Here is a 20,096-nt window from a genome sequence, read left to right as displayed (position 1 = left end):
TAGGAACTGCATAAGTAACGATGAATTTCTGGCTCGCGGTCGGCCGGAGAAAAGTCATCGGCAGGGAGAATTCCGGGGCCGGGACGGACCGGCGTCGCGATGATCCATGAATTCAGCGGAATTCCCGTGCGGGCGACTCCGATTGTGCGCACGAATGAACGAATCCCGACCAAACGCGTGTCGTGATCCTGTGACACAAGTGTGACCGGTGAGGTACGTGGGGAAGCGGACGCGTGTACGGGTGCCTGCTATTGGAGGTTGCCAACGGGCCTTCCGTCACCGTCCGCTGCCGCCTACGGTGAATCCCATGGCACCGATACCGACCCCCTCCGCACAGCCCGACGACGCCCCCGAGTCCTATGTCGGCCTCGACGCCGAGAGGGCCGAGCGGCTTGCCCGCAGCCGGGGCTGGAGCACCGTCAGAGCGCTTCCGCCGGGCTCGATCATCACCATGGAGTACCTGGTGGGCCGGCTGAACTTCGAGGTCGACGAGGGCACGGTCGTGCGCTGTTGGAAGGGCTGAGACCATCCGCACGGAACGCCAACGGCGAAGGCCCCGACCGTTGTCGGGGCCTTCGCCGTGTGGTGCGGGAGTGTGCGGGCCCGGTGCGTGCCACCGCCGTCTCCCGCGCCGTCAGCCGCCCGCCAGATGGCGCGAGCGCGGCGGACGGCGGCTGCCGACCGGGGTGACGGGCGTGCGCTCCGAGCGCACCGCGTGCGGGTGCGGACGCGCCTGGGCGAGCTGAGCCGTGGTGACGTTGGCGGACACCGCCGGGCCCGCGGCGCTCCGGGCAGTGCCCGGCGTACGGCCGGAGTTGCCCGCGCCCACCGGGTGGCGCACCGGCTCCCCGTCCTCCGCCGGAAGCCGCTGCGGGTATATGGCCGGACGCGGACCGCCCGACGCGACCGGAAGCGAGGGCACCGGCAGACGGCGCGCACGCAGCTGGTCGCGCAGCGAGAGGACGAAGGCCTCGGTGTGCCCGATCAGCGGCTCGCACCAGGGCAGCGCGAGCAGGATCAGCAGCCCGGCGGCCCAGCCGAGCAGAACGTCGCTCAGCCAGTGCGTGCCGAGGTACACCGTCGTCAGGCCGACGCCCAGGGCGACCACGGCCGACAGCGCCGACAGATACCGTCTGGCCCTCGGGGTGGTAGCCAGGTACGCGAGGATTCCCCAGGTCACGACGGCGTTGGCGGTGTGGCCGGAGGGAAATATATCGCCGCCGGCAAAGAGCTCGGCGGAGCCGATCTGCGTCGCGTAGTGGGGTCCGAGCCGACCGAGGCCGAGCTTGACCGCGCCCACCGTGGCGTTCAGCAGCAGCAGCGAGGCGCCCAGCGCCAGCAGCGGCCGCAGGGTGTGCTGCCGCCACGAGCGCCAGCCCAGCCAGGCCGCCACCATCACGGCGGTCGGGCCGCGCTGGCCGAGCACCACGAAGTAGTCCAGGAACGCGTGCAGCTCCGGCCACTGCTGGTACGGCCGGAAGAGCATGACCTTCCAGTCGATGACCACCAGCCAGGACGAGAGGAGCACAGCCACGACGATGGCGAGATAGAACGCCGAGGTCCCGCCGAAGAGGGCGAGACGGGTGCGGCTCATCCGCGGGATCTCTATCTTCGGCGGCTCCGGCTCCCGGTCCAGACGGGCAAAGATGTCGGTACGCACCCAATCGACGTTACAGCGAGTGAGTGTGGGCCCAGGCCGATCCTGGCTCTTCGTGATGACGATGTGATGTGGACTATGTCTCAGCCGCACATTCATTCAGAGCCGTTCCGGAATTCAAAGTGACCTTGAGCCCTATTATCCGGGCGGCCTTCTTCGTAAGTGTGTTTGTAGCAGCAGAAACAGTTCACGCGATTGGCGCCCGGAATTACGGGGCCGTTCGGAGCACACCGGGTACCACCCCCGTGGCGCCCCGGCGTGGCGCACGCCACACCCCCGGGCCCGCCGAGGTGAGAGGTGCACCACGCGCCACCGGCCCGGACTCGCGTACCCTGGCTGATCACTCGCCCGTCGATGCCGGGCCGCCCCGAGGGCCCCGTCCCCGGCTGGCCCACCGAGAGCGAGGGAATCCTTGGGAGGTACGTACATGTCCTGGACGACCACGGCCGGAGCGCGCCCGCGCGCCACCGGTGGCGGTGCCAACCGCTGGGTCGTCCTGCTCGTCCTCTGCGTCAGCCTTCTGCTGGTCGCGCTCGACGCGACCGTGCTCCATGTCGCGGTGCCCGCCGTCACCGAGGACCTCCGCCCCAGCGGGGTGGAGCTGCTCTGGATAGTCGACGCCTACCCGCTCGTGTGCGCCGCGCTGCTGATCCTCTTCGGCACCCTCGGCGACCGCGTGGGACGCCGCCGCATCCTGCTCCTCGGCTACGCCCTCTTCGGGGTGGCCTCCGCCGTCGCGGCGCTCGCCACCACCCCCGAGGTGCTCATCGCGGCCCGCGCGCTGCTCGGCGTCGGCGGCGCGATGATCATGCCCGCGACGCTCTCCATACTCCGGGCGGTCTTCCCCGACCGCCGTGAGCGTGCCACCGCCATCGGAATCTGGACCGCGGTCGCTGCCGTGGGAGCCGCCACCGGCCCCGTCCTCGGCGGCTTCCTCGTCCAGCACTTCTGGTGGGGCTCGGTCTTCCTGATCAACATTCCGCTGATGGCACTGATCCTGCCGATCGGCCGCTGGCTGCTCCCCGAGTCCAAGGGCAGCGGCGACGGCCCCTGGGACGTGCTGGGCGCCCTGATGGCCGCGGCCGGTGTGCTCGGCGTGGTCCTCGGCGTGAAGCGGCTCGGCGCGGGCGACGCCCTGACCGATCCGCGCACCTTCGGCCCGCTGCTCGCCGGAACTCTGCTCCTCACCCTGTTCATACGACGCCAGAAGCGCCGCGAGCATCCCCTCATCGACATGCGGATGTTCGCCAGGGCGACCTTCTCCACCTCGGTGGGCTGCATCGTGCTGGCCATGCTGGCGCTCGTCGGCCTGGAGCTGATCGCCGTCCAGTACCTCCAGCTGGTGCTCGGGCTGAGCCCGCTGGAGACCGGGCTGCGGCTGCTGCCCCTCACCTTCGCCGCCATGGCCGCGGGCGCCACGGGCTCGTTCACCCTGCGCCGCCTCGGCCCGCGCCGGATGGTCGGCTGGGGCTTCGTACTGACTGCCGGCGCCGTGCTGTTGCTGACGCTGATGGGACAGCACGACCGGCCGCTGCTGCTCACCGGCGGCTTCGTCCTGCTCGGCTTCGGTCTGCAGACCACGCTCTTCGCCGCGTACGAGTCGATGCTCAGCGAGGCTCCCGCGGAACAGGCGGGCGGAGCCGCGGCCATCGGTGAGACCTCGTACCAGCTCGGCGCCGGAATGGGCATCGCGCTGCTCGGCAGCGTCATGAACGCCGCGTACGCGCCCGGGCTCGCCGCGGCCGGGAGCGCACCGACGGCCGCCCGCTCCGCCGCGGCCAATTCGCTGGGCGAGGCCTATGAGGTGGCGGCCCAGCTGGGCGGACCTGCCGGGGACGCGCTGCGGATCGCGGCCCGCCAGTCCTTCGTCCACGGGCTGCATGTCTCGCTGCTCGTCAGCGCCGGGCTGCTGTTGCTCGGAGCGGTGGCCGCGCTGCGGCTGCCGAAGGTGATGGAGTGCGCGGCGCAGTCCGCCGAGCTGCCCGAGCAGCAGGTGCAGGCTGTCGAGCTGCCCGAGCAGAAGGTGCAGTCCGCCGTGCCGCGCGAGCAGGTGCCCGCCGAGCCGCACGAGCACGTGGCCGTCCCGGCCCGGAGGACACCCGCCGAGGCGGCGGGCCAGGCCCGCTCTGGACGCACGGCACACTGAGCCGTAACGTCAGCGCCGAGCATTAACTACCACTGCTAGGTTTTTGCTGGGTTTCTGACACAGCGCCGTGCGAGCCGCCGGAGGCACCCTCATGTCCGCACCCTCGAAGCTGCCGCCCTTCGACCCCGCCGACCCCCTCGGCATCGACGACCTCCTGGACCCGGAGGACCTCGCGATCCGTGACACGGTCCGCTCCTGGGCCGCCGACCGCGTCCTGCCGTACGTCGCCGACTGGTACGAGAGCGGCGAACTTCCCGGCATTCGCGAACTTGCCCGCGAACTCGGATCGATCGGCGCGCTCGGTATGTCCCTGACCGGCTACGGCTGCGCGGGCGCCACCGCTGTCCAGTACGGACTGGCCTGCCTGGAGCTGGAGGCCGCCGACTCCGGCATCCGCTCCCTGGTCTCCGTCCAGGGCTCGCTCGCCATGTACGCGATCTGGAAGTACGGCTCCGAGGAGCAGAAGCAGCGGTGGCTGCCCTCCATGGCGGAGGGCTCGACCATCGGCTGCTTCGGGCTGACCGAGCCCGACCACGGCTCCGACCCGGCCGGAATGCGCACGCACGCCAAGCGCGACGGCTCCGACTGGGTACTGACCGGCCGCAAGATGTGGATCACCAACGGCTCGGTGTCCGGGGTCGCCGTCGTCTGGGCGCAGACCGACGAGGGGATTCGTGGATTCGTCGTCCCGGCCGACGTCCCCGGCTTCTCCGCTCCCGAGATCAAGCACAAGTGGTCGCTGCGCGCATCCGTCACGAGCGAGCTCGTCCTCGACGAGGTACGACTGCCTGCGGATGCCGTACTTCCGGAGGTCACCGGGCTGAAGGGCCCGCTCAGCTGTCTGTCGCACGCGCGCTACGGAATCGTCTGGGGTGCGATGGGCGCGGCTCGCTCCAGCTTCGAGGCGGCGCTCGACTACGCCAGGACGCGCGAGCAGTTCGGAAAGCCCATCGGCGGCTTCCAGCTCACCCAGGCCAAGCTCGCCGACATGGCACTCGAACTGCACAAGGGCATCCTGCTCGCCCACCACCTCGGGCGAAGGATGGACGCGGGCACGCTCCGACCGGAGCAGGTCAGCTTCGGAAAGCTCAACAACGTGCGGGAAGCGATCGAGATCTGCCGCACCTCGCGGACGATTCTCGGCGCCAACGGGATCTCGCTCGAATACCCCGTGATGCGGCACGCGACCAACCTCGAGTCGGTACTCACCTATGAGGGCACCGTCGAGATGCACCAGCTCGTGCTGGGCAAGGCGCTCACTGGTCTGGATGCCTTCAGGTAGACCGGCGAGCACCCTGCTCAGCGCTGGTTGCCGCGCATCTGACTGCCGCGTTCCCCCGGCGCCGCTGCATCTCGCAGCGGCTCTGGCGCGGGCCGGAAAGCATCCCCGGCCTCAGCTCTGGTTGAAGAAGCCGCCGCTGTCGCGGCTCGCGGACTCCTCGCTGACGATCTCCGTGTCGGCGGGGGTCAGCAGGAAGACCCGGTTCGCGACGCGCTCGATCGAGCCGCGCAGACCGAAGGTCAGTCCTGCGGCGAAGTCCACGACCCGCTTCGCGTCCGCGGGCTCCATGGACGTGAGGTTCACGATGACCGGGACACCGTCCCGGAAGAGCTCCCCGATACCTCGCGCATCACGGAAGCTGTCCGGCGAAATGGTGGCGATCCGGCGGCCGTGCTCCTCGGCCGACTCGGAGGCCACACGGACCCGCGGGTCGGTGACCCACTGGTCGCCGGCTCCCGCACTCTCGGCGTACTCGTCGTCGTAGTAACGCTCGTCGTTGTCCTCGACGAGACCCAGCCATGCACTCGCCTTGCGCACCGATCCCATGGACGCCTCCTTTCAACTGCGGTCACTTGTGGTTCCGCATCCCTATGGTCGTCCATAATGCGGATCGCGCGCCAAGTGGATAGTCGCCGCGCAGGGGATTCGTGACGGTACTGGTGCAGAAGATGTGGCGATTCGTCAAGGTTCTTCCAGCGTAAGGGCCCTGGCAAGCCTCATATCGAAGCAAAATATGAATGTCGGGCCAGATGGGTGAGGCCGGGGACGTACGGGTGAACGGACCGCTCGGATACCATGCGGGCCGCACACTCGAACGACTCTCGGGGGAACGTCTTGTTCGGAATCGTCAGGCCGTGCACTCATCGGCTCACGGACGGTCTCAAAACGGAGTGGATGGCCCATCTCTGCGGCCTCTGCCTGGCACTTCGCGCCGACCACGGGCAGCTTGCCCGGGTCGTCACCAACTACGACGGGCTCATCGTCTCGGTTCTGACGGAGGCTCAGACCGAGCGCACGCCGGGGCAGCGGCGTACGGCGGGGCCGTGCCCGCTGCGGGCGATGCGGACCGCGCCGGTCGCGCGCGGGGAAGGCGCCCGGCTGGCGGCAGCGGTCTCACTGGTGCTGGCGTCCGCGAAGGTACGGGACCACGTCGCCGACCGGGACGGGCTGTTGGCGCGCAAGCCGGTGGCCGCGGCGGCCCGCCGCGTCGCCGCCGGCTGGGACCGGGCCGGCGCACGGACCGGTGCGGCGCTGGGCTTCGACACGGCCGTGCTCGTCGACGCCGTCGACCGCCAGAGCGGTATCGAGGCGCTGGCCGGCCCCGGCACCCCGCTGCTCACGATCACCGAACCGACCGAGACGGCCACGGCGGCGGCCTTCGCGCACACAGCCGTGCTCGCCGGACGACCGCAGAACATGGCCCCCCTCGCCGAGGCGGGCCGGCTCTTCGGACGGCTGGCGCATCTCCTGGATGCCGTGGAGGACCGGGAAGCTGACGCCGCGTCGGGCTCGTGGAACCCGCTCACGGCGACCGGCACGTCCCTGGGCGAGGCACGCCGACTCGCCGACGACGCGGTGCACGGCATCAGGCTCGCGCTGCGCGACGCGGAGTTCGTCGACGACAAGCTGCTGCACGTACTGCTCGCGCACGAGTTGCGGCAGTCCGTGGACCGGTCGTTCGGCACGACGACCTGCTCGCACCAGGGGTACGGACAGCAGCCGCCGCAGGGTAATCCGTACGGGGGCGCGGCGGGGCCGTACGGCTCCAGCAACCCGTACGGCGGCGGGAACCCGTACGGGGGCGGTGGTGCCAGTGGTGCTGGTGGTGTGGGTGGTGCTGGTGGTGCTGGTGGTGCCGGCGGGCTGCCCCCGCAGTTCGACGGCGGGGAGTCCCCGAAGCCGAAGCCGCGCGGCTTCTGGGCGGGCTGCGCGGTCTTCACCGGCCTGTTCTGCACGTGCCGGCTCTGCTGCGCGAGCGAGTACGAGGGACCCTGGTCCCGGAAGAAGCGCGAAGGCTGCTGCCACAAGTGCGACTGCAACTGCGACTGCGGTGGCTGTGACTGCTGCTGCCCCTGCGACGGCTGCTGACGAGGCGTCACCCCTGCACCGAAAGGCCGAAAGGCCGAAAGGCCGAAAGACCGAAAGACCGAAACGCCGAAAGGTGCCGTGGTCCGGTGCACGGTCGGCGCGGAGTAGCGGGCAGGGGTGTGCGTCACACTTCAGCGGTGGCCCGGTCGACCTCGTCGAGCTGATCACCCGGTGGCGCCGGGAAGCCGCCGTGGACGGCTTCCATCTCGCGCCCCTCGCGCCCCACCGCGATCTGGAGCGATCGTCAACGGGACGGTCGCCCTGCTCCAGCACCGCGGCCTGTTCCGCACCTTCTACCCGGGCGGCACACTCCGCGAGCACCTGGGCCTGGCCCGTCCCGCCGGCCAGTACGCACACCCAGGGGGCGTACGGCATGACCACAGCGAAGGCGATCCATCCGGCCGCCCACTTCCCGGGCGTCGACGGCACCACCGTCCGGGCCGGCCACCGCTCCCGCAGCCAGATCGACTTGCGGTCACATCTGGGACTCGCCGAGCCCGTATGGAAGGGTTGACGCATGACAAGCGACCCGCACCAGGACTGGAAGAGCTGGCACGAGCGTCGCACCGCAGCGGTCTCGGCGCCGCACGGACCGCTCTCCCTCACCGGCACACACTGGCTCGCCGACTACCCGGAAGGTCGAATTCCGGCCGTCCCCGGCGTCTGGCGCCAGGACGGTGACGAGGTGGTGCTGACCGCTACCGCCGAGGAGGGTCTCACCGTCGACGGAGAGCCGCTGACCGGCGAGGTCAGGCTTTCCTCGGACCATGCGCCGGTCGGTGAATCGCGGGTGGCGCACGGCGACCGGCGGCTCGTCGTGCTGCGCCGCGAAGGGCTCTGGGCGGTACGGGACTTCGACCCCGGCTCTGCGGCACGGCAGGCCTTCCGGGGCATCGAGGCCACGCCGTACGACGCGCGCTGGAGGGTTCCGGGGCGGTTCCTTCCCTACGCGGAGCACCGCAGCGTCCGGGTCGAGAACGCCGACGGGCGCGAGCGCGGACTGGGCCTGTCCGGCGAGATCGCCTTCGCGCTCCAGGGCGCTGTGCACAGTCTCCGGGTGGCCGTCGAGGCGGACGGCTCGCTGTGGGCCGTCTTCGCCGACGCGACCAGCGGAAAGAGCAGTTACCGGTTCCGCTTTCTGCGGCCCGACGCGCCTGCCGAGGACGGCTCCGTGACTGTCGACTTCAACCGGGCCCTGCTGCCGCCCTGCGCCTTCGCCGATCACTTCATCTGCCCCTTCCCGCCTCCTGGCAACACGCTCACGACGGGCATCCCGGCCGGCGAGCGGAACCTCCTGACCCGCTGACCCGTCCTATACAGGCGCGGGACTTCCCAGCCCCGGCGGCCACCGAGCCGCCGGGGCCGTCCGGCGTACAACGCCGCCGCGCGGCCGAAAGGCGCCCTTGCGCGGATAGTTGACGACACGAATACTCCCGAGCAGCGCTTGTCAGGGGCACGACCTATCCGGATTCCGGACACGCAGCTGGAATCCGGGCACACAACGAGCCTTCTGGCTGCGCCTCACGGGCCCGTCACCCCACAGCCGGGCCCCCGGATTCCCCTCGGGAGGAACGAGAAGTGAGGATCAAGCGCACCACCCCCACCCATGGCGTGGCGAGACGCATCCGTCTGCTCGCCGTGACCACCGGCCTCGTGGCCGCCGCCGCCCTGGCGATCCCCACCGCCAGCGCCGACGAGGCACCCAGCACCTTCAGCGCGACCCAGCTCTCCGCCGCGAGCGACGCCGTCCTGACCGCCGATGTGGCCGGTACCGCCTGGCACATCGACAAAGCAACCAACACGCTTGTCGTCACGGCCGACTCCACGGTCTCCAAGGCGGAGATCGCGCAGATCAAGCGTGAGGCAGGCGCCAACGCCGGCGCGATCCGCATCGAGCGCACCCCCGGCAAGTTCTCCAAGCTGATCTCCGGCGGCGACGCCATCTACGCGACCAGCTGGCGCTGCTCCCTCGGCTTCAACGTCCGCAGCGGCAGCACGTACTACTTCCTGACCGCCGGCCACTGCACCGACGGCAACCCGCCCTGGTACACCAACTCCTCGCGCACCACGAGCATCGGTCCGACGGCGGGATCCAGCTTCCCGGGCAACGACTACGGCCTCGTGCGCTACTCCAACACCTCGCTGTCCCACCCGGGCACCGTCGGCGGCGTCGACATCACCAGCGCGGCCAACGCGACCGTCGGGATGTCCGTGACCCGCCGCGGCTCCACGACCGGCACCCACAGCGGCAGCGTCACCGGCCTCAACGCCACGGTGAACTACGGCGGCGGTGACATCGTCTACGGCATGATCCGCACGAACGTGTGCGCCGAACCGGGCGACAGCGGCGGTCCGCTCTACTCCGGCAGCCGGGCCATCGGCCTGACCTCCGGCGGCAGCGGCAACTGCAGCTCCGGCGGTACGACCTTCTTCCAGCCGGTGACCGAGGCCCTGAGCGCGTACGGCGTCAGCGTCTACTGACCTCCGGTCAACAAGAGCCCCCGCCCGCACTCCGGGCGGGGGCTCGACGTATTGCACACTTTTGAGAGGATGGCAGAGCGGTCGGCCACAGAAGGAGCGGGGGCGGATGAAGCGCATCGGAGTGACCGGCCACAGAAGCATTCCTCCCGAGGCCATGCCCCATGTGCTGGCCGCCATGAAGGCGCTGCTGTGCGGCCACGAGGAAGCCATGGAAGCGCTCTCCAGCCTCGCCGAGGGCGCCGACCAGCTCTTCGCCGACATAGCCCTGGACTGCGGCGCCGCGCTGACCGTCGTGATCCCGAGCGGCGACTACGAGGACGGATTCGACGACCCCGAGGCCCTGGCCTGCTACCGGCGGCTCAAGGGCCGGGCCAGCCAGGAGGTTCGCATGGCCTTCCCGCACTCCACGGACGAGGCCTACTACGCCGCGGGCACCTACATCGCCGACAACTGCGACCGGCTGCTCGCGGTCTGGGACGGCCGTCCCGCCCGCGGGCTCGGCGGTACCGGCGACATCGTCCGGTACGCGCGCGAGCACGGCAAGCCCGTCACGGTGATCTGGCGCGACGGTGTCGAACGTACCTGAACCCCTGTCAACTCCGATGCCGCACCAGCCAGTCGGTGTGCTGGGGCGAGACGATCCGCTCGGTCTCGTACACCGCCGACGGCCACTGCTGCTCGGACACCGACGTCTCCATGGCGATGTGGATCGCGGCCAGATCCTCCTCGACCAGCGAGTGAGCCGCTATCAGCGGCTGATGCCGGCGGATCTCGCTCCACGCCAGACACGCCGCCGCGGCGGCGGACAGCAGCCCCGCCGGCTCGGCCGAGTCGGAGACCGAGAAGGTGCGCAGCGTCCCGAACAGCAGAGCGAGCAGGGTGAGCAGGGCGATCGTCACCGTCCACAAGGTGGTGGCTCGCCGGGAGATCTCGGCACGCCGGTGGTACCAGTTGCGCTGTTCGATGAGGCGGTCCCGTACGTAGGTCTCCTTGCGGACGCTGAAGACCTTCTCCCGTAACAGCCGCATCGGCGTGGTGATCAGCTCCGCGCCGGCAGCGCTCTCGCCGCTCTCGCGCGGATCCACCCAGCCGACCTTCCGCAGCTCCTGCAACCCCTCTTCCAGTCGGGTGGTGAACAGCCCGTCAGGATCGGGGGAGTTGGAGTCGAAGGGTGCTCCGTGCACGGCGTAGCGCCAGCACATCGACCGGATGAACTCGGCTGCGGAGCGGTTGAGTTGCCAATGCGACTTTGCTCGGTTGCGTGAACCGCGGAAGCTGACGACGAGCACCCAGGCGTACGCCAACGCGCTGAGCGCGCCGATGAGTTGGAAGGAGTCGCCGATCCTCCCCCGCCACGGCAGTGCGGCCAGCGCCGCACCGAGGACCAGGAGGAGCAGCTGCAGCCGGGTACCGTTGACCGACTGGCGCTGCCGTGAGATGGCTGTCTCGTCCGCGCGGTGAAAGAGAACCGGCAGATCAGCGTTTCGGAAGACCATACTTTGCAGATGGCCGGGAATCCCGGTCATGCGCATCCCCCTCTGCGGATTTGGCTTCACTCGTTCGATGGAATGGCTTGTTCCGTTCGGAGTGGGGAATACTCGCGCAACGCTTTTGTTTCAGCGCTACGTGCCGAGTTGCTGTGGGTGGCCATGAGAGTAAAGTCGTGCCGCCGACACTGCAACGGTGCACGGTTTCCCCTGTTCGCACAACATGCCCAAGGATGGCCGTCGTGACCTTCCAGACCTCAGTCACCTTCGCCACCGCGAAGAAGAATCGGGTGCCCGTCACCGAGATCGACGTGCGCGGTGCCGACGCAGTCAAGAAGCTCGGCCGCGTGCGCCCCACCGCCCTCGACCGCACCGTACGGATGTCCACCTTCAACTCCGCGCTCTAGTCCGGCTCCAGGCCCTTGGGCCTGCCCCTAGACTGGTGGAATGACCGGACCCGTGGTCCCATTCCGCGAGATCGTACTGAAGGTCCACAGCAGATGTGATCTTGCTTGCGACCACTGCTATATCTACGAACACGCTGATCAGAGCTGGCGTACCCGCCCCAAGACAATCTCTGACGAGGCGATTTTCTGGACAGCTCTGCGACTGGCCGAGCATGCGAAGAAACATGCCCTGCCCTCCGTGTCAGTGATCCTGCACGGAGGGGAGCCTCTACTGGCCGGTCCCTCCCGGCTCCGCCGTATCTGCGAGGAGCTCACGACAGCCCTCGACGGCATCGCCGCTCTCGACCTGCGGATTCATACCAACGGCCTGCAGCTCAGCCCCCGCTATCTGGACGTCTTCGACGAGTTCGGCGTCCGGGTCGGCATCTCCCTCGACGGGGACAGGGCCGCCAATGACCGCCACCGCCGCTTCGCGGACGGCCGCAGCAGCCACCCCCTCGTCCTCCGGGCCGTCGAGCTGCTCCGCCAGGACCGCTACCGCCATCTCGACCTCGGCCTCCTGTGCACCATCGACGTCGCCAACGACCCGGTCGCCGTGCACGACGCGCTGATGGAGCTCGATCCGCCGCGCATCGACTACCTGCTGCCGCACGCCACCTGGGACGAGCCGCCCCCACGGCCCGACGGCTCCCCGACCGCGTACGCCGACTGGATCCTCACCGTCTTCGACCGCTGGGACCGGCAGGGCCGCCCGGTGCCGGTGCGGCTCTTCGCATCGGTCCTGTCCACCCTCTCCGGCGGCCCGAGCCTCACCGAATCGCTCGGACTCGCGCCCACCGATCTCGTCGTGGTGGAGACCGACGGGACCCTGGAGCAGGTCGACTCGCTCAAGAGCGCCTACGAAGGCGCCGCCGCCACCGGCTTCGACGTGTACACCCACTCCTTCGACGAGGTCGCCGCGCACCCCGGCGTCAGAGCCCGTCAGCTCGGTCTCGCAGGCGTCGGCGAGACCTGCCGGCAGTGCCCCGTCGTCCGCTCCTGCGGCGGCGGCCTCTACACCCACCGCTACCGCTCCGGTTCCGGCTTCGACAACACCTCCGTGTACTGCACGGACCTCGAAGCCCTGATCCGCGGCATCGAGCACCGCACCGCCGCCGGGTCCGTGGCGCCCGCCGTGACCGACGACAGCGCCCTGCGCGCCGACCAGCACGAGCTGACGCGGCTCCTCCTCGCCGAACTCAACAGCGAACTGGACGGCCGCGGCGGCGAGACCTGGGCCCGGGCCTGGGAGCTGGCAGGCACCGTCGACCGGAGCTCCGGCGGGCTCGATGACGTACTGACCCACCCGTACACCCGCGGCTGGCTGCTCGGCGCCCTGGACGCGCTGCACGAGGAGCGGCCGGGAGCCGTCACCGCGCCGGCCGGCCGGCTGGCGGCGTCGGTCGCCGCCGCCGTCGTACGCGGCGGAATCGACCTCCCGGTGCAGGTCCCGTACGACGACGGCGTACTGCTCCTGCCGACGCTCGGCGAGCTGCGGCTGACCGGTGAGAAGACCCGAGGCACCGCTGAGGTGCAGCCCGTCGAGAAGGGTTTCCTGGTCCGGTCCGCCGGCGGTGAGCGGCGGGTCGCCCGGCTCGACGAGCCGGGCGTCGGCTGGCAGCCCGTGCGCAGGCTCGGCCGGGACGGTGCGCCCGATCTCGCGATCGACGACCTCGACCCGTACCGGCACTGCTTCGGCTCCCCGGCCCTGCCCCGGCTCGGCCTCGCAGAGGCCGCGGGCTGGACCGGCCGGCTGGCCCACGCCTGGGTCCTGCTGCGGGAGCGCGCACCGGAACAGGCCGCGGCCGCCGCCGGATCGCTGACCACGCTGACCCCGGTCGACGGTCCCGGGCCGTCCGTGGGCCGGCACGGCTTCGGCGGGCTCGGGATCCCGGTGCGGGGCACCGCCCGGGAGTTGGCGCCCGCGCTGCTGCGCGGCCATCGCAGGGCGCGGTTCCAGGCGCTCGTCGAAGTCACCGACCTCCATGCCGAGGACGGGCTGTGGCGCCACCCCGCACCCTGGCAGGAGGCGCCCGTCCCGGTGTCGGAGCTGCTGGCGGGGGCGTACGAACGGGCAGGGCTCGCCGCATTCGAGCCGGGCAGCACCGAGGAGGCCCTGCGGGCGCTGGACACCCTGGACCGCGCGCCGGAACTTACCGTCGCCGGGAAGTGTCTGCTGGCCCAGCTGCGGGAAGAGGCGGACCGTGACCGATGAAGCCGATGAGCGCGACAGGCTCGTACGACAGCTGGTACGGCTGGGATTACGGGAGGGGTCGACGGTCCTCGTCCACGCCGGGCTCAGCGGCTCGGGTCTGGACGCACGGACACTGCGCGACGCACTGCTGACGGCGCTGGGCGAGGACGGCACGCTGGTGGTGCCCGCCTTCACCCCGGAGAACTCGGAGACATCCGCCGCCCATCTGCGACGGGTGGCCGGAATGACACCCACTCAGGCGGCGGCCTTCCGGGCCACGATGCCCGCCTTCGACCCCGCCACGACACCGTGCCCCGGGATGGGCCGGTTGGCCGAGTCCGTACGGACCACCCGGGGCGCGGTGCGCAGCGCCCATCCCCAGACGTCCTTCGCCGCGCTCGGGCGGCGGGCACACGAGCTGCTCTCCCGGCATCCGCTCCACTCCCATCTCGGACCCGAGTCGCCGCTGGGTGCGCTCTACCAGGCCGGGGCCGACGTATTGATGATCAATGTGGGTTTCGCCGTGTGCACGGCCTTTCACCTCGCGGAATACCGGCCGGGTGCACCACGCCGGCGCTATCGCTGTGTGGTGCGTGGGACGGACGGGCCGGAATGGACGGAATACGAGGACGTTTCCCTGGACGACAGTGATTTCGAGGCGGTCGGAGCCGCCTTCGCCTGGAATGTGGAGCAGAAGGGACAACTGGGAAGAACGGTCGCAAGGTTGTTCTCGATCAAGAACGCCGTGGACCATGCCGTGGTGTGGATGTCCGAAAAGCGGCGTTGATTGACTGAACGATGAGGGGATGGAGCGAGGTCCGCTCCGGAATGATTAATTCGCTCGCACTTCATCAGTCGTGAGTGTGAGTGTTCATACAGGACGGGGGTCGTGTGCACGCGTCATCGCAGCAGCGAGCGGCGGACCATCGGCCGTACTTCTTCTTGAGCTATGCGCACACGCCGAGGTACGGAGCCGGCGGGCCTGACCCCGATATGTGGGTCGAGCGCCTTTTCCGGGATTTGTGCGGCCATGTGATGGCCATGACCGATCTTCCGGCCGGTGCTCCGGCCGGATTCATGGACCGGGAGATACGCTCCGGTGAGGGGTGGTCCGAGCGGCTCGGCGAAGTGCTCGCCACCTGCCGTGTCTTCGTACCGCTCTTCTCGCCTCGCTATTTCGCCAGCGAGATGTGCGGCAAGGAGTGGTACGCCTTCGCCCAGCGGGCGATCTACCACCAGGCCAAGAGCAACCGGCCCGCGGAGGCCATCGTGCCCGCCCTGTGGGTACCGGTGCCGCCCGAACAACTCCCCGGCCCCGCCGAGCGGTTGCAGTTCAACCACCGAGCCTTCGGTGACCGCTACGTCACCGACGGGCTCTACGGGCTCATCAAGCTCCGCATCTTCGCCGAGGAGTACGAGCGTGCGGTCTACGAACTCGCCAAACGCATCGTCAGCGTCGCCGACACCGCCGGCGTGGGCCCCAGCCGGCCCCTCGACTACCGGCAGGCCCCCAGCGCCTTCGGCACACCGGCATCGGCCGGATCGCCGGGCGGCGGCCCGCGCCCCATCCAGGTCACCGTCGCCGCGCCCACCCGCCACGACCTGCCCGGTGGGCGCAACCCCGAGTACTACGGCGACATGCCCCAGGACTGGAACCCGTACTACCCGGACGCCCACCGGCCCCTGGCCTATGTCGCACGCGACCTCGTGCGCGCCCTCAACTACCAGGCCACGGTCGGCTCGTTCGACCACGACTCGGTCCCGCTCGACAGCAAACAGCCCCCGACCAGACCGGAGTTGCTGATAGTCGACCGGTGGGCCCTGGAGGACGACGAGAGACGGGAGCGGCTCGCCGCCTTCGACGCCGAGAACCGCCCCTGGGTGAGCGTCGTCGTCCCCTGGAACCGCGACGACCACCAGAGCCGCGCCGCCGAGAGCGAACTGAGCGCCAAACTCGAACAGACCCTGCCGACCAAGCTCAGCCAGGGCCGCGCCGCCTGCCGGGCCGCCGCCCGCGGCGTACCCAGCATGGAGGCCTTCGGCCAGATCCTCCCCCAGGTGGTGGAGGCCGCCGCCCAGCAGTACCTGAGACACGCCCAGGTCTATCCACCCGCCGGCGGCAGCCATACCGAACGCCCCCGGCTGCGCGGCCCGATGGCCGCCGAGTACGCCACCACGCACTTCATCCACGACATGCTCGACCAGGCGCCCGATGCGGAGGACACGGATGACAGCCAGTCGTGACGGACGCATCGTCACCTTCTACTCCTACAAGGGAGGCACCGGCAGGACGATGGCCATGGCCAACACGGCCTGGATACTCGCCGCGAACGGCAAGCGGGTCCTCGCCGTCGACTGGGACCTCGAAGCCCCCGGTCTGCACCGCTTCTTCCACCCCTTCCTCGATCCCTCCACGCTCGGCGCCACCACCGGTGTCATCGACCTGATCACCGAATACGCCTGGGCCGCCACCAGCCCCGTGCAGCGCCCCGACGACTGGCACCGTGACTACGCGCGCATCCAGCCGCACGCGGTCTCCCTCACCCCCGAGGCCCTGGGCTGGGAGTTCCCCGAAGGCGGCACGCTCGACTTCGTCTCCGCGGGCAAGCAGAACCGCGAGTACTCGGCGACCGTCTCCACCTTCGACTGGGACAACTTCTACGACCGGCTCGGCGGCGGGCACTTCTTCGACGCGCTGCGCGACGACATGAAGGCCAACTACGACTACGTCCTCATCGACAGCCGCACCGGCCTCAGCGACATCGCCGACATCTGCACCGTCCATCTGCCCGACATCCTGGTCGACTGCTTCACCCTCAGCGACCAGTCCATCGACGGAGCGGCCGCCGTCGCCCGCCAGATCGACGAACGCTACGGCGGCCGCGGGATCCGGATCTTCCCCGTTCCCATGCGCATCGACGAGGGCGAGAAGGAGAAGGCCGACGCCGGACGGGCCCTCGCCCGGCTCAAGTTCGACCGGTTCCCGACCGGGCTCGCCGGCGACGAACTCACCTCCTACTGGGGCGCGGTGGAGATTCCGTACCGCCCCTACTACGCCTACGAGGAGACCCTGGCCACCTTCGGCGACGAGGCGGGACTCACCAACTCCCTGCTCTCCGCCTTCGAACGGCTCACCGCCGTCATCACCGACCAGGAGATCACCTCCATGCCCACGGTCGGCGAGGAGGTCAGGCTGCGGATCAGGGACGCCTTCACCCGCCGCCGCCCCGCCCTGCCCGCCGACCTCTTCCTCAGCTACGTCGCCGAGAACCGGATGTGGGCCGACTGGATCGAATCCGTCCTCACCCGTGCGGGCTTCCGCGTCGTACCGCGCGACGTCTCCGCCGAACCCTCCCCGGACGGCTCCGGCGCGGCCGCCCCCGAGAACGCCGCGCGCACCGTCGTACTGCTCTCCAGCGCGTATCTCAAATCGGCACGGGCCGTCGAGGTGTGGGAACGGGCCGCGTCCGAGGACCCCGGCGGCGGCCGGCGCCATCTGCTGCCGCTGCGCGTCGGCGACGTACGCCTCACCACCCCGTACATCGACCGCAACCCCGTCGATCTCTTCCGCCTCGACGAGGTGCACGCCACCACCGCGCTGCTGCGCGCCCTCGACCGGCCCGTGCAGCTCGCCGACGGGGTCTCGCCCGGGCCGCGGTTCCCCGGCACCGTCCCCAAGATCTGGAACGCGCCACCGCGCAACCCCGGATTCACCGGCCGCTCCGTCGTCCTGGAGCGGATGCGCGACCAGCTCGGCGGCGGAATGGCCGTCGTCCTTCCGCAGCCGCAGACCCTGTACGGACTCGGCGGCGTCGGCAAGACCCAGGTGGCGCTGGAGTACGTGCACCGCTTCATGGCCGACTACGACCTGGTGTGGTGGATCTCCTCGGAGCAGACCGACGAGGTCGTCGCCGGTCTCGCCGATCTCGCCACCCGGCTCGGCGCACAGGGCGGCGAGGACATGGCGGCCGCCTCCCAGGAGGCCATCGACCTGCTGCGGCGCGGTGTGCCGACTTCCCGCTGGCTGCTGGTCTTCGACAACGCCGACGACCCCGAGCAGCTCAAGCGGTTCTTCCCGACCGGCGGGCACATCCTGGTCACCTCGAGGAACCAGACCTGGTCCCAGTACGGCGACGCGCTGCCCGTCGACGTCTTCCTGCGCGAGGAGTCGGTCGAGCACCTCCAGCGCCGCGCCCCCGGGCTCACCCTCGAGGACGCCGACCAGGTCGCCGGCGCCGTCGGTGACCTGCCGCTCGCCGTCGAACAGGCCGCGGCGTGGATCGCCGAGACCGCCACCCCCGTCGCCGCCTATCTGGAGCAGCTCGGCCAGCAGGCCCCGCGCGTCCTCGCGCTCAACCAGCCCGCCGGATACCCCGAGCCCGTCGCCGCCACCTGGAACGTCTCCATCGAACGGCTCAAGGAACGCTCACCCGCGGCCGTACGGCTGCTCCAGCTCTGCGCGTTCTTCGCCCCCGAGCCGATCTCCGCGAACCTCCTCTACAGCAAGGAGATGATCGAGGCGCTCAAGCCCTACGACTCCTCACTCCAGGAGAAGCTCGTACTCGGCCGCGTCATCCGGGAGATCGGCCGGTTCGCCCTCGCCAAGGTCGACCAGATCTCCAACTCGATCCAGGTGCACCGGCTGGTGCAGGCCGTCATCAGGGCCCAGCTCAGCGAGGAGGAGCAGATGGACGCGCGGCACGCCGTCCACCGGATCCTCGCCGGTGCCCGCCCCGACGACGACGAGCCCATCGACAACCCCGAGACCTGGGCGCGGTTCAACACCATCTGGCCGCACCTCGGCCCGTCCGAGGCCCGCTTCTGCACGGAGCCGGAGACCAGGCGGCTCCTCATCGACCGTGTGCGCTATCTCTGGAAGCGAGGTGACTGGCAGACGGCGGGGGAGCTCGCCGAGGAACTGCGCGACTCCTGGCGGGACATGCTCGGCAACGACGACCTGCAGTATCTGTATCTGCGCTTCCACCTCTCCAACATCCTGCGCTCCCAGGGCCGTTACGTGGAGGCGCGAGAGCTGGACGAGGTGACGCTGGAGCGGCAGCAGGCCGTGCTCGGTCCCTCCCATCCGCACACGTACATGACCACCAGCGGTCTCGCCATGGACCTCGGCACGCTCGGCCAGTACGGCAAGGCCATGGAACTGGCCACCGAGGCCCACGAGGGATTCAGCCAGATCTTCCACGAGTCCCACCCGCGCACCCTGGCCGCCGCCAACAACCTCGCACTCAACCTGCGCATGGTCGGCCAGTACGCGCGCGCCCGCGAGATCGACCAGGACGTCTTCGACCGGCGCACCGAGGTGCTCGGCCCGGACCATCCGTACACCCTTTCGTCGGCCGCCTCACTCGCCCGTGACCTGCGGGAGGTCGGCCGGTACGAGGACTCGGTGGCGCTGCTCAGCCGCACCTACGACAGCTACAAGCAGACTCTCGGCCGGGCCTTCCCCGGCACTCTCGCCGCGGGCAAGAGCCTCGCCGTCTCACTGCGGCGGGCGGGCAGACTGGAGGACGCGCGCCGGCTGACCACGGCGACGCGCAACCGCTACCGAGCCCGCTACGACTACGATCACCCGGACTCGCTCGCCTGCGATCTGAACCTGGCGGCGGACCTGTTCGCGGCCGGGGAGCCGGTCGCCGCGCGGGACCTGGCGCAGGAGGTCGTCGACAAGTACAGGGAGGTGCCGGGCGAGAAGCACCCGTACACCCTCGCCGCGTTCAACAACCTCGGCATCTACCAGTGGGGCTGCGGCGACCCCGAGGCGGCGGAACAGCTGCTGCTGCCCACCATCCGCAGGATGACCGATGTCCTCGGCACCGCCCATCCCCACACACTGTTCTGCACCGTCAACCTCGCCAACGCCCGCGCGGACCTGGGAGAACTGGAAGCGGCGCTGGACACCGAACGGCGGGCCGTCATGAAGCTCCGCGAGGTCCTCGGCGCCCACCACCCGGAGGTCCTCGCCGTCGCCTCCAACATGTGCGTCACGCTCAGCGCGCTGGGCCGCAAGGACGAGTCGGCGGTGTTGCGCGCGGAGACCGTGGAGGAGCTCGGCCGGCTCCTCGGCGACGACCACGCGCTGACCCGGATCGCCCGCGACGAACGCAGGATCCAGCGCGATCTGGAGCCGCTGGCTGTGTGATCAGGGCTCGGTTCTCCCCCTGCCCTCGGCGGGGGGAGAACCGGGTATTGCGGGACAGCCCTTAGCTTGTTCTTTAACCCTTGAACCGCTGTAGGGCGATAAGCGTCTTCTCGCGGCGGACGGTTTTGCCGACGTCGTAGCGGGGTGCCCGGCGCCTG

16 protein-coding genes and 1 pseudogene are annotated in these 20,096 nt (G+C 70.0%); 14 read left to right on the top strand and 3 right to left on the bottom strand.

Going from position 1 to position 20,096, the window contains the following annotated elements:
* Positions 1-307 precede the first annotated feature (307 nt).
* A complete protein-coding gene (locus tag ACZ6ZQ_RS31745) occupies positions 308-523 on the top strand; it encodes an I78 family peptidase inhibitor (RefSeq protein WP_469771966.1) in 216 nt (71 codons plus the stop codon).
* Between the two features lie 111 nt (positions 524-634).
* Here the strand turns inward: ACZ6ZQ_RS31745 and ACZ6ZQ_RS31740 are convergent, their stop codons facing one another.
* Positions 635-1,660 (bottom strand): phosphatase PAP2 family protein, encoded by a 1,026-nt coding sequence (locus ACZ6ZQ_RS31740; RefSeq protein ID WP_469771965.1) that lies wholly within the window; start codon positions 1,658-1,660, stop codon positions 635-637.
* 424 nt (positions 1,661-2,084) lie between these two features.
* Between ACZ6ZQ_RS31740 and ACZ6ZQ_RS31735 the strand changes: the two genes are divergently transcribed.
* Together ACZ6ZQ_RS31735 and ACZ6ZQ_RS31730 are read left to right on the top strand one after the other, a co-directional pair.
* On the top strand, positions 2,085-3,803 hold the full coding sequence (locus ACZ6ZQ_RS31735; RefSeq protein ID WP_469771964.1) for an MFS transporter: 1,719 nt from the start codon (positions 2,085-2,087) through the stop codon (positions 3,801-3,803).
* A gap of 91 nt (positions 3,804-3,894) precedes the next feature.
* Complete coding sequence (locus tag ACZ6ZQ_RS31730; protein ID WP_469771963.1) at positions 3,895-5,085, top strand: acyl-CoA dehydrogenase family protein; 1,191 nt, start codon at positions 3,895-3,897, stop codon at positions 5,083-5,085.
* A gap of 111 nt (positions 5,086-5,196) precedes the next feature.
* Here ACZ6ZQ_RS31730 and ACZ6ZQ_RS31725 read toward each other — a convergent pair whose 3' ends face one another.
* Positions 5,197-5,631, bottom strand: a complete 435-nt coding sequence (locus ACZ6ZQ_RS31725; protein ID WP_469771962.1) for a cell division protein SepF — start codon at positions 5,629-5,631, stop codon at positions 5,197-5,199.
* 288 nt (positions 5,632-5,919) lie between these two features.
* Here ACZ6ZQ_RS31725 and ACZ6ZQ_RS31720 point away from each other — a divergent pair, with 288 nt between their 5' ends.
* The 6 genes and pseudogenes from ACZ6ZQ_RS31720 (at position 5,920) to ACZ6ZQ_RS31695 (ending at position 10,240) form a co-directional block, all read left to right on the top strand.
* Complete coding sequence (locus ACZ6ZQ_RS31720; protein WP_469771961.1) at positions 5,920-7,173, top strand: DUF5685 family protein; 1,254 nt, start codon at positions 5,920-5,922, stop codon at positions 7,171-7,173.
* A 130-nt stretch (positions 7,174-7,303) separates the two neighbouring features.
* Positions 7,304-7,533: pseudogene (locus ACZ6ZQ_RS31715) on the top strand (LLM class flavin-dependent oxidoreductase); the annotation flags it as partial.
* A 13-nt stretch (positions 7,534-7,546) separates the two neighbouring features.
* A complete protein-coding gene (locus ACZ6ZQ_RS31710) occupies positions 7,547-7,687 on the top strand; it encodes a hypothetical protein (RefSeq protein ID WP_469772014.1) in 141 nt (46 codons plus the stop codon).
* A gap of 3 nt (positions 7,688-7,690) precedes the next feature.
* Positions 7,691-8,479 (top strand): DUF1684 domain-containing protein, encoded by a 789-nt coding sequence (locus tag ACZ6ZQ_RS31705; protein WP_469771960.1) that lies wholly within the window; start codon positions 7,691-7,693, stop codon positions 8,477-8,479.
* Positions 8,480-8,751: 272 nt separating this feature from the next.
* Positions 8,752-9,654 carry a S1 family peptidase gene (locus tag ACZ6ZQ_RS31700; RefSeq protein WP_469771959.1) on the top strand — a complete coding sequence of 301 codons (903 nt, stop codon included), beginning with the start codon at positions 8,752-8,754 and terminating at the stop codon, positions 9,652-9,654.
* A gap of 106 nt (positions 9,655-9,760) precedes the next feature.
* Positions 9,761-10,240 carry a hypothetical protein gene (locus tag ACZ6ZQ_RS31695; protein WP_453664383.1) on the top strand — a complete coding sequence of 160 codons (480 nt, stop codon included), beginning with the start codon at positions 9,761-9,763 and terminating at the stop codon, positions 10,238-10,240.
* Positions 10,241-10,247: 7 nt separating this feature from the next.
* On the opposite strand, the gene ACZ6ZQ_RS31690 is transcribed toward ACZ6ZQ_RS31695, so the two are convergent.
* A complete protein-coding gene (locus tag ACZ6ZQ_RS31690; protein ID WP_469772004.1) occupies positions 10,248-11,150 on the bottom strand; it encodes a DUF4231 domain-containing protein in 903 nt (300 codons plus the stop codon).
* A 233-nt stretch (positions 11,151-11,383) separates the two neighbouring features.
* Here ACZ6ZQ_RS31690 and ACZ6ZQ_RS31685 point away from each other — a divergent pair, with 233 nt between their 5' ends.
* The 5 genes from ACZ6ZQ_RS31685 (at position 11,384) to fxsT (ending at position 19,938) form a co-directional block, all read left to right on the top strand.
* Positions 11,384-11,548, top strand: coding sequence for an FxSxx-COOH cyclophane-containing RiPP peptide (locus tag ACZ6ZQ_RS31685; RefSeq protein ID WP_469771958.1), 165 nt, complete (start codon positions 11,384-11,386; stop codon positions 11,546-11,548).
* A gap of 40 nt (positions 11,549-11,588) precedes the next feature.
* The gene (gene fxsBH, locus ACZ6ZQ_RS31680) at positions 11,589-13,802 is read left to right on the top strand and encodes a radical SAM/SPASM protein FxsBH, inactivated beta-hydroxylase extension form (protein ID WP_469771957.1); all 2,214 of its coding nucleotides are present in this window, start codon (positions 11,589-11,591) and stop codon (positions 13,800-13,802) included.
* Positions 13,792-14,568, top strand: a complete 777-nt coding sequence (locus tag ACZ6ZQ_RS31675; protein WP_469771956.1) for an AAC(3) family N-acetyltransferase — start codon at positions 13,792-13,794, stop codon at positions 14,566-14,568. The genes fxsBH and ACZ6ZQ_RS31675 overlap by 11 nt, the downstream gene beginning before the upstream one ends.
* A gap of 80 nt (positions 14,569-14,648) precedes the next feature.
* On the top strand, positions 14,649-16,025 hold the full coding sequence (gene fsxC, locus ACZ6ZQ_RS31670) for an FxsC protein (protein ID WP_469771955.1): 1,377 nt from the start codon (positions 14,649-14,651) through the stop codon (positions 16,023-16,025).
* Positions 16,009-19,938, top strand: a complete 3,930-nt coding sequence (fxsT, locus tag ACZ6ZQ_RS31665; RefSeq protein ID WP_469771954.1) for an FxSxx-COOH system tetratricopeptide repeat protein — start codon at positions 16,009-16,011, stop codon at positions 19,936-19,938. The genes fsxC and fxsT overlap by 17 nt, the downstream gene beginning before the upstream one ends.
* The last annotated feature ends 158 nt before the right edge of the window (positions 19,939-20,096 follow it).

This window comes from Streptomyces sp. NPDC053673, from assembly GCF_055585225.1.
Note: the sequence above shows the minus strand (reverse complement) of the source record. Positions and strands in the feature narration are given on the sequence as shown.

Coding starts and splice junctions, on each gene's coding strand:
- ACZ6ZQ_RS31690 (WP_469772004.1), bottom strand. CDS start 11,150: ATGGTCTTCCGAAACGCTGATCTGCCGGTTCTCTTTCACCGCGCGGAC.
- ACZ6ZQ_RS31710 (WP_469772014.1), top strand. CDS start 7,547: ATGACCACAGCGAAGGCGATCCATCCGGCCGCCCACTTCCCGGGCGTC.
- ACZ6ZQ_RS31705 (WP_469771960.1), top strand. CDS start 7,691: ATGACAAGCGACCCGCACCAGGACTGGAAGAGCTGGCACGAGCGTCGC.
- fxsBH (WP_469771957.1), top strand. CDS start 11,589: ATGACCGGACCCGTGGTCCCATTCCGCGAGATCGTACTGAAGGTCCAC.
- ACZ6ZQ_RS31730 (WP_469771963.1), top strand. CDS start 3,895: ATGTCCGCACCCTCGAAGCTGCCGCCCTTCGACCCCGCCGACCCCCTC.
- ACZ6ZQ_RS31695 (WP_453664383.1), top strand. CDS start 9,761: ATGAAGCGCATCGGAGTGACCGGCCACAGAAGCATTCCTCCCGAGGCC.
- ACZ6ZQ_RS31745 (WP_469771966.1), top strand. CDS start 308: ATGGCACCGATACCGACCCCCTCCGCACAGCCCGACGACGCCCCCGAG.
- fxsT (WP_469771954.1), top strand. CDS start 16,009: ATGACAGCCAGTCGTGACGGACGCATCGTCACCTTCTACTCCTACAAG.
- ACZ6ZQ_RS31735 (WP_469771964.1), top strand. CDS start 2,085: ATGTCCTGGACGACCACGGCCGGAGCGCGCCCGCGCGCCACCGGTGGC.
- ACZ6ZQ_RS31725 (WP_469771962.1), bottom strand. CDS start 5,631: ATGGGATCGGTGCGCAAGGCGAGTGCATGGCTGGGTCTCGTCGAGGAC.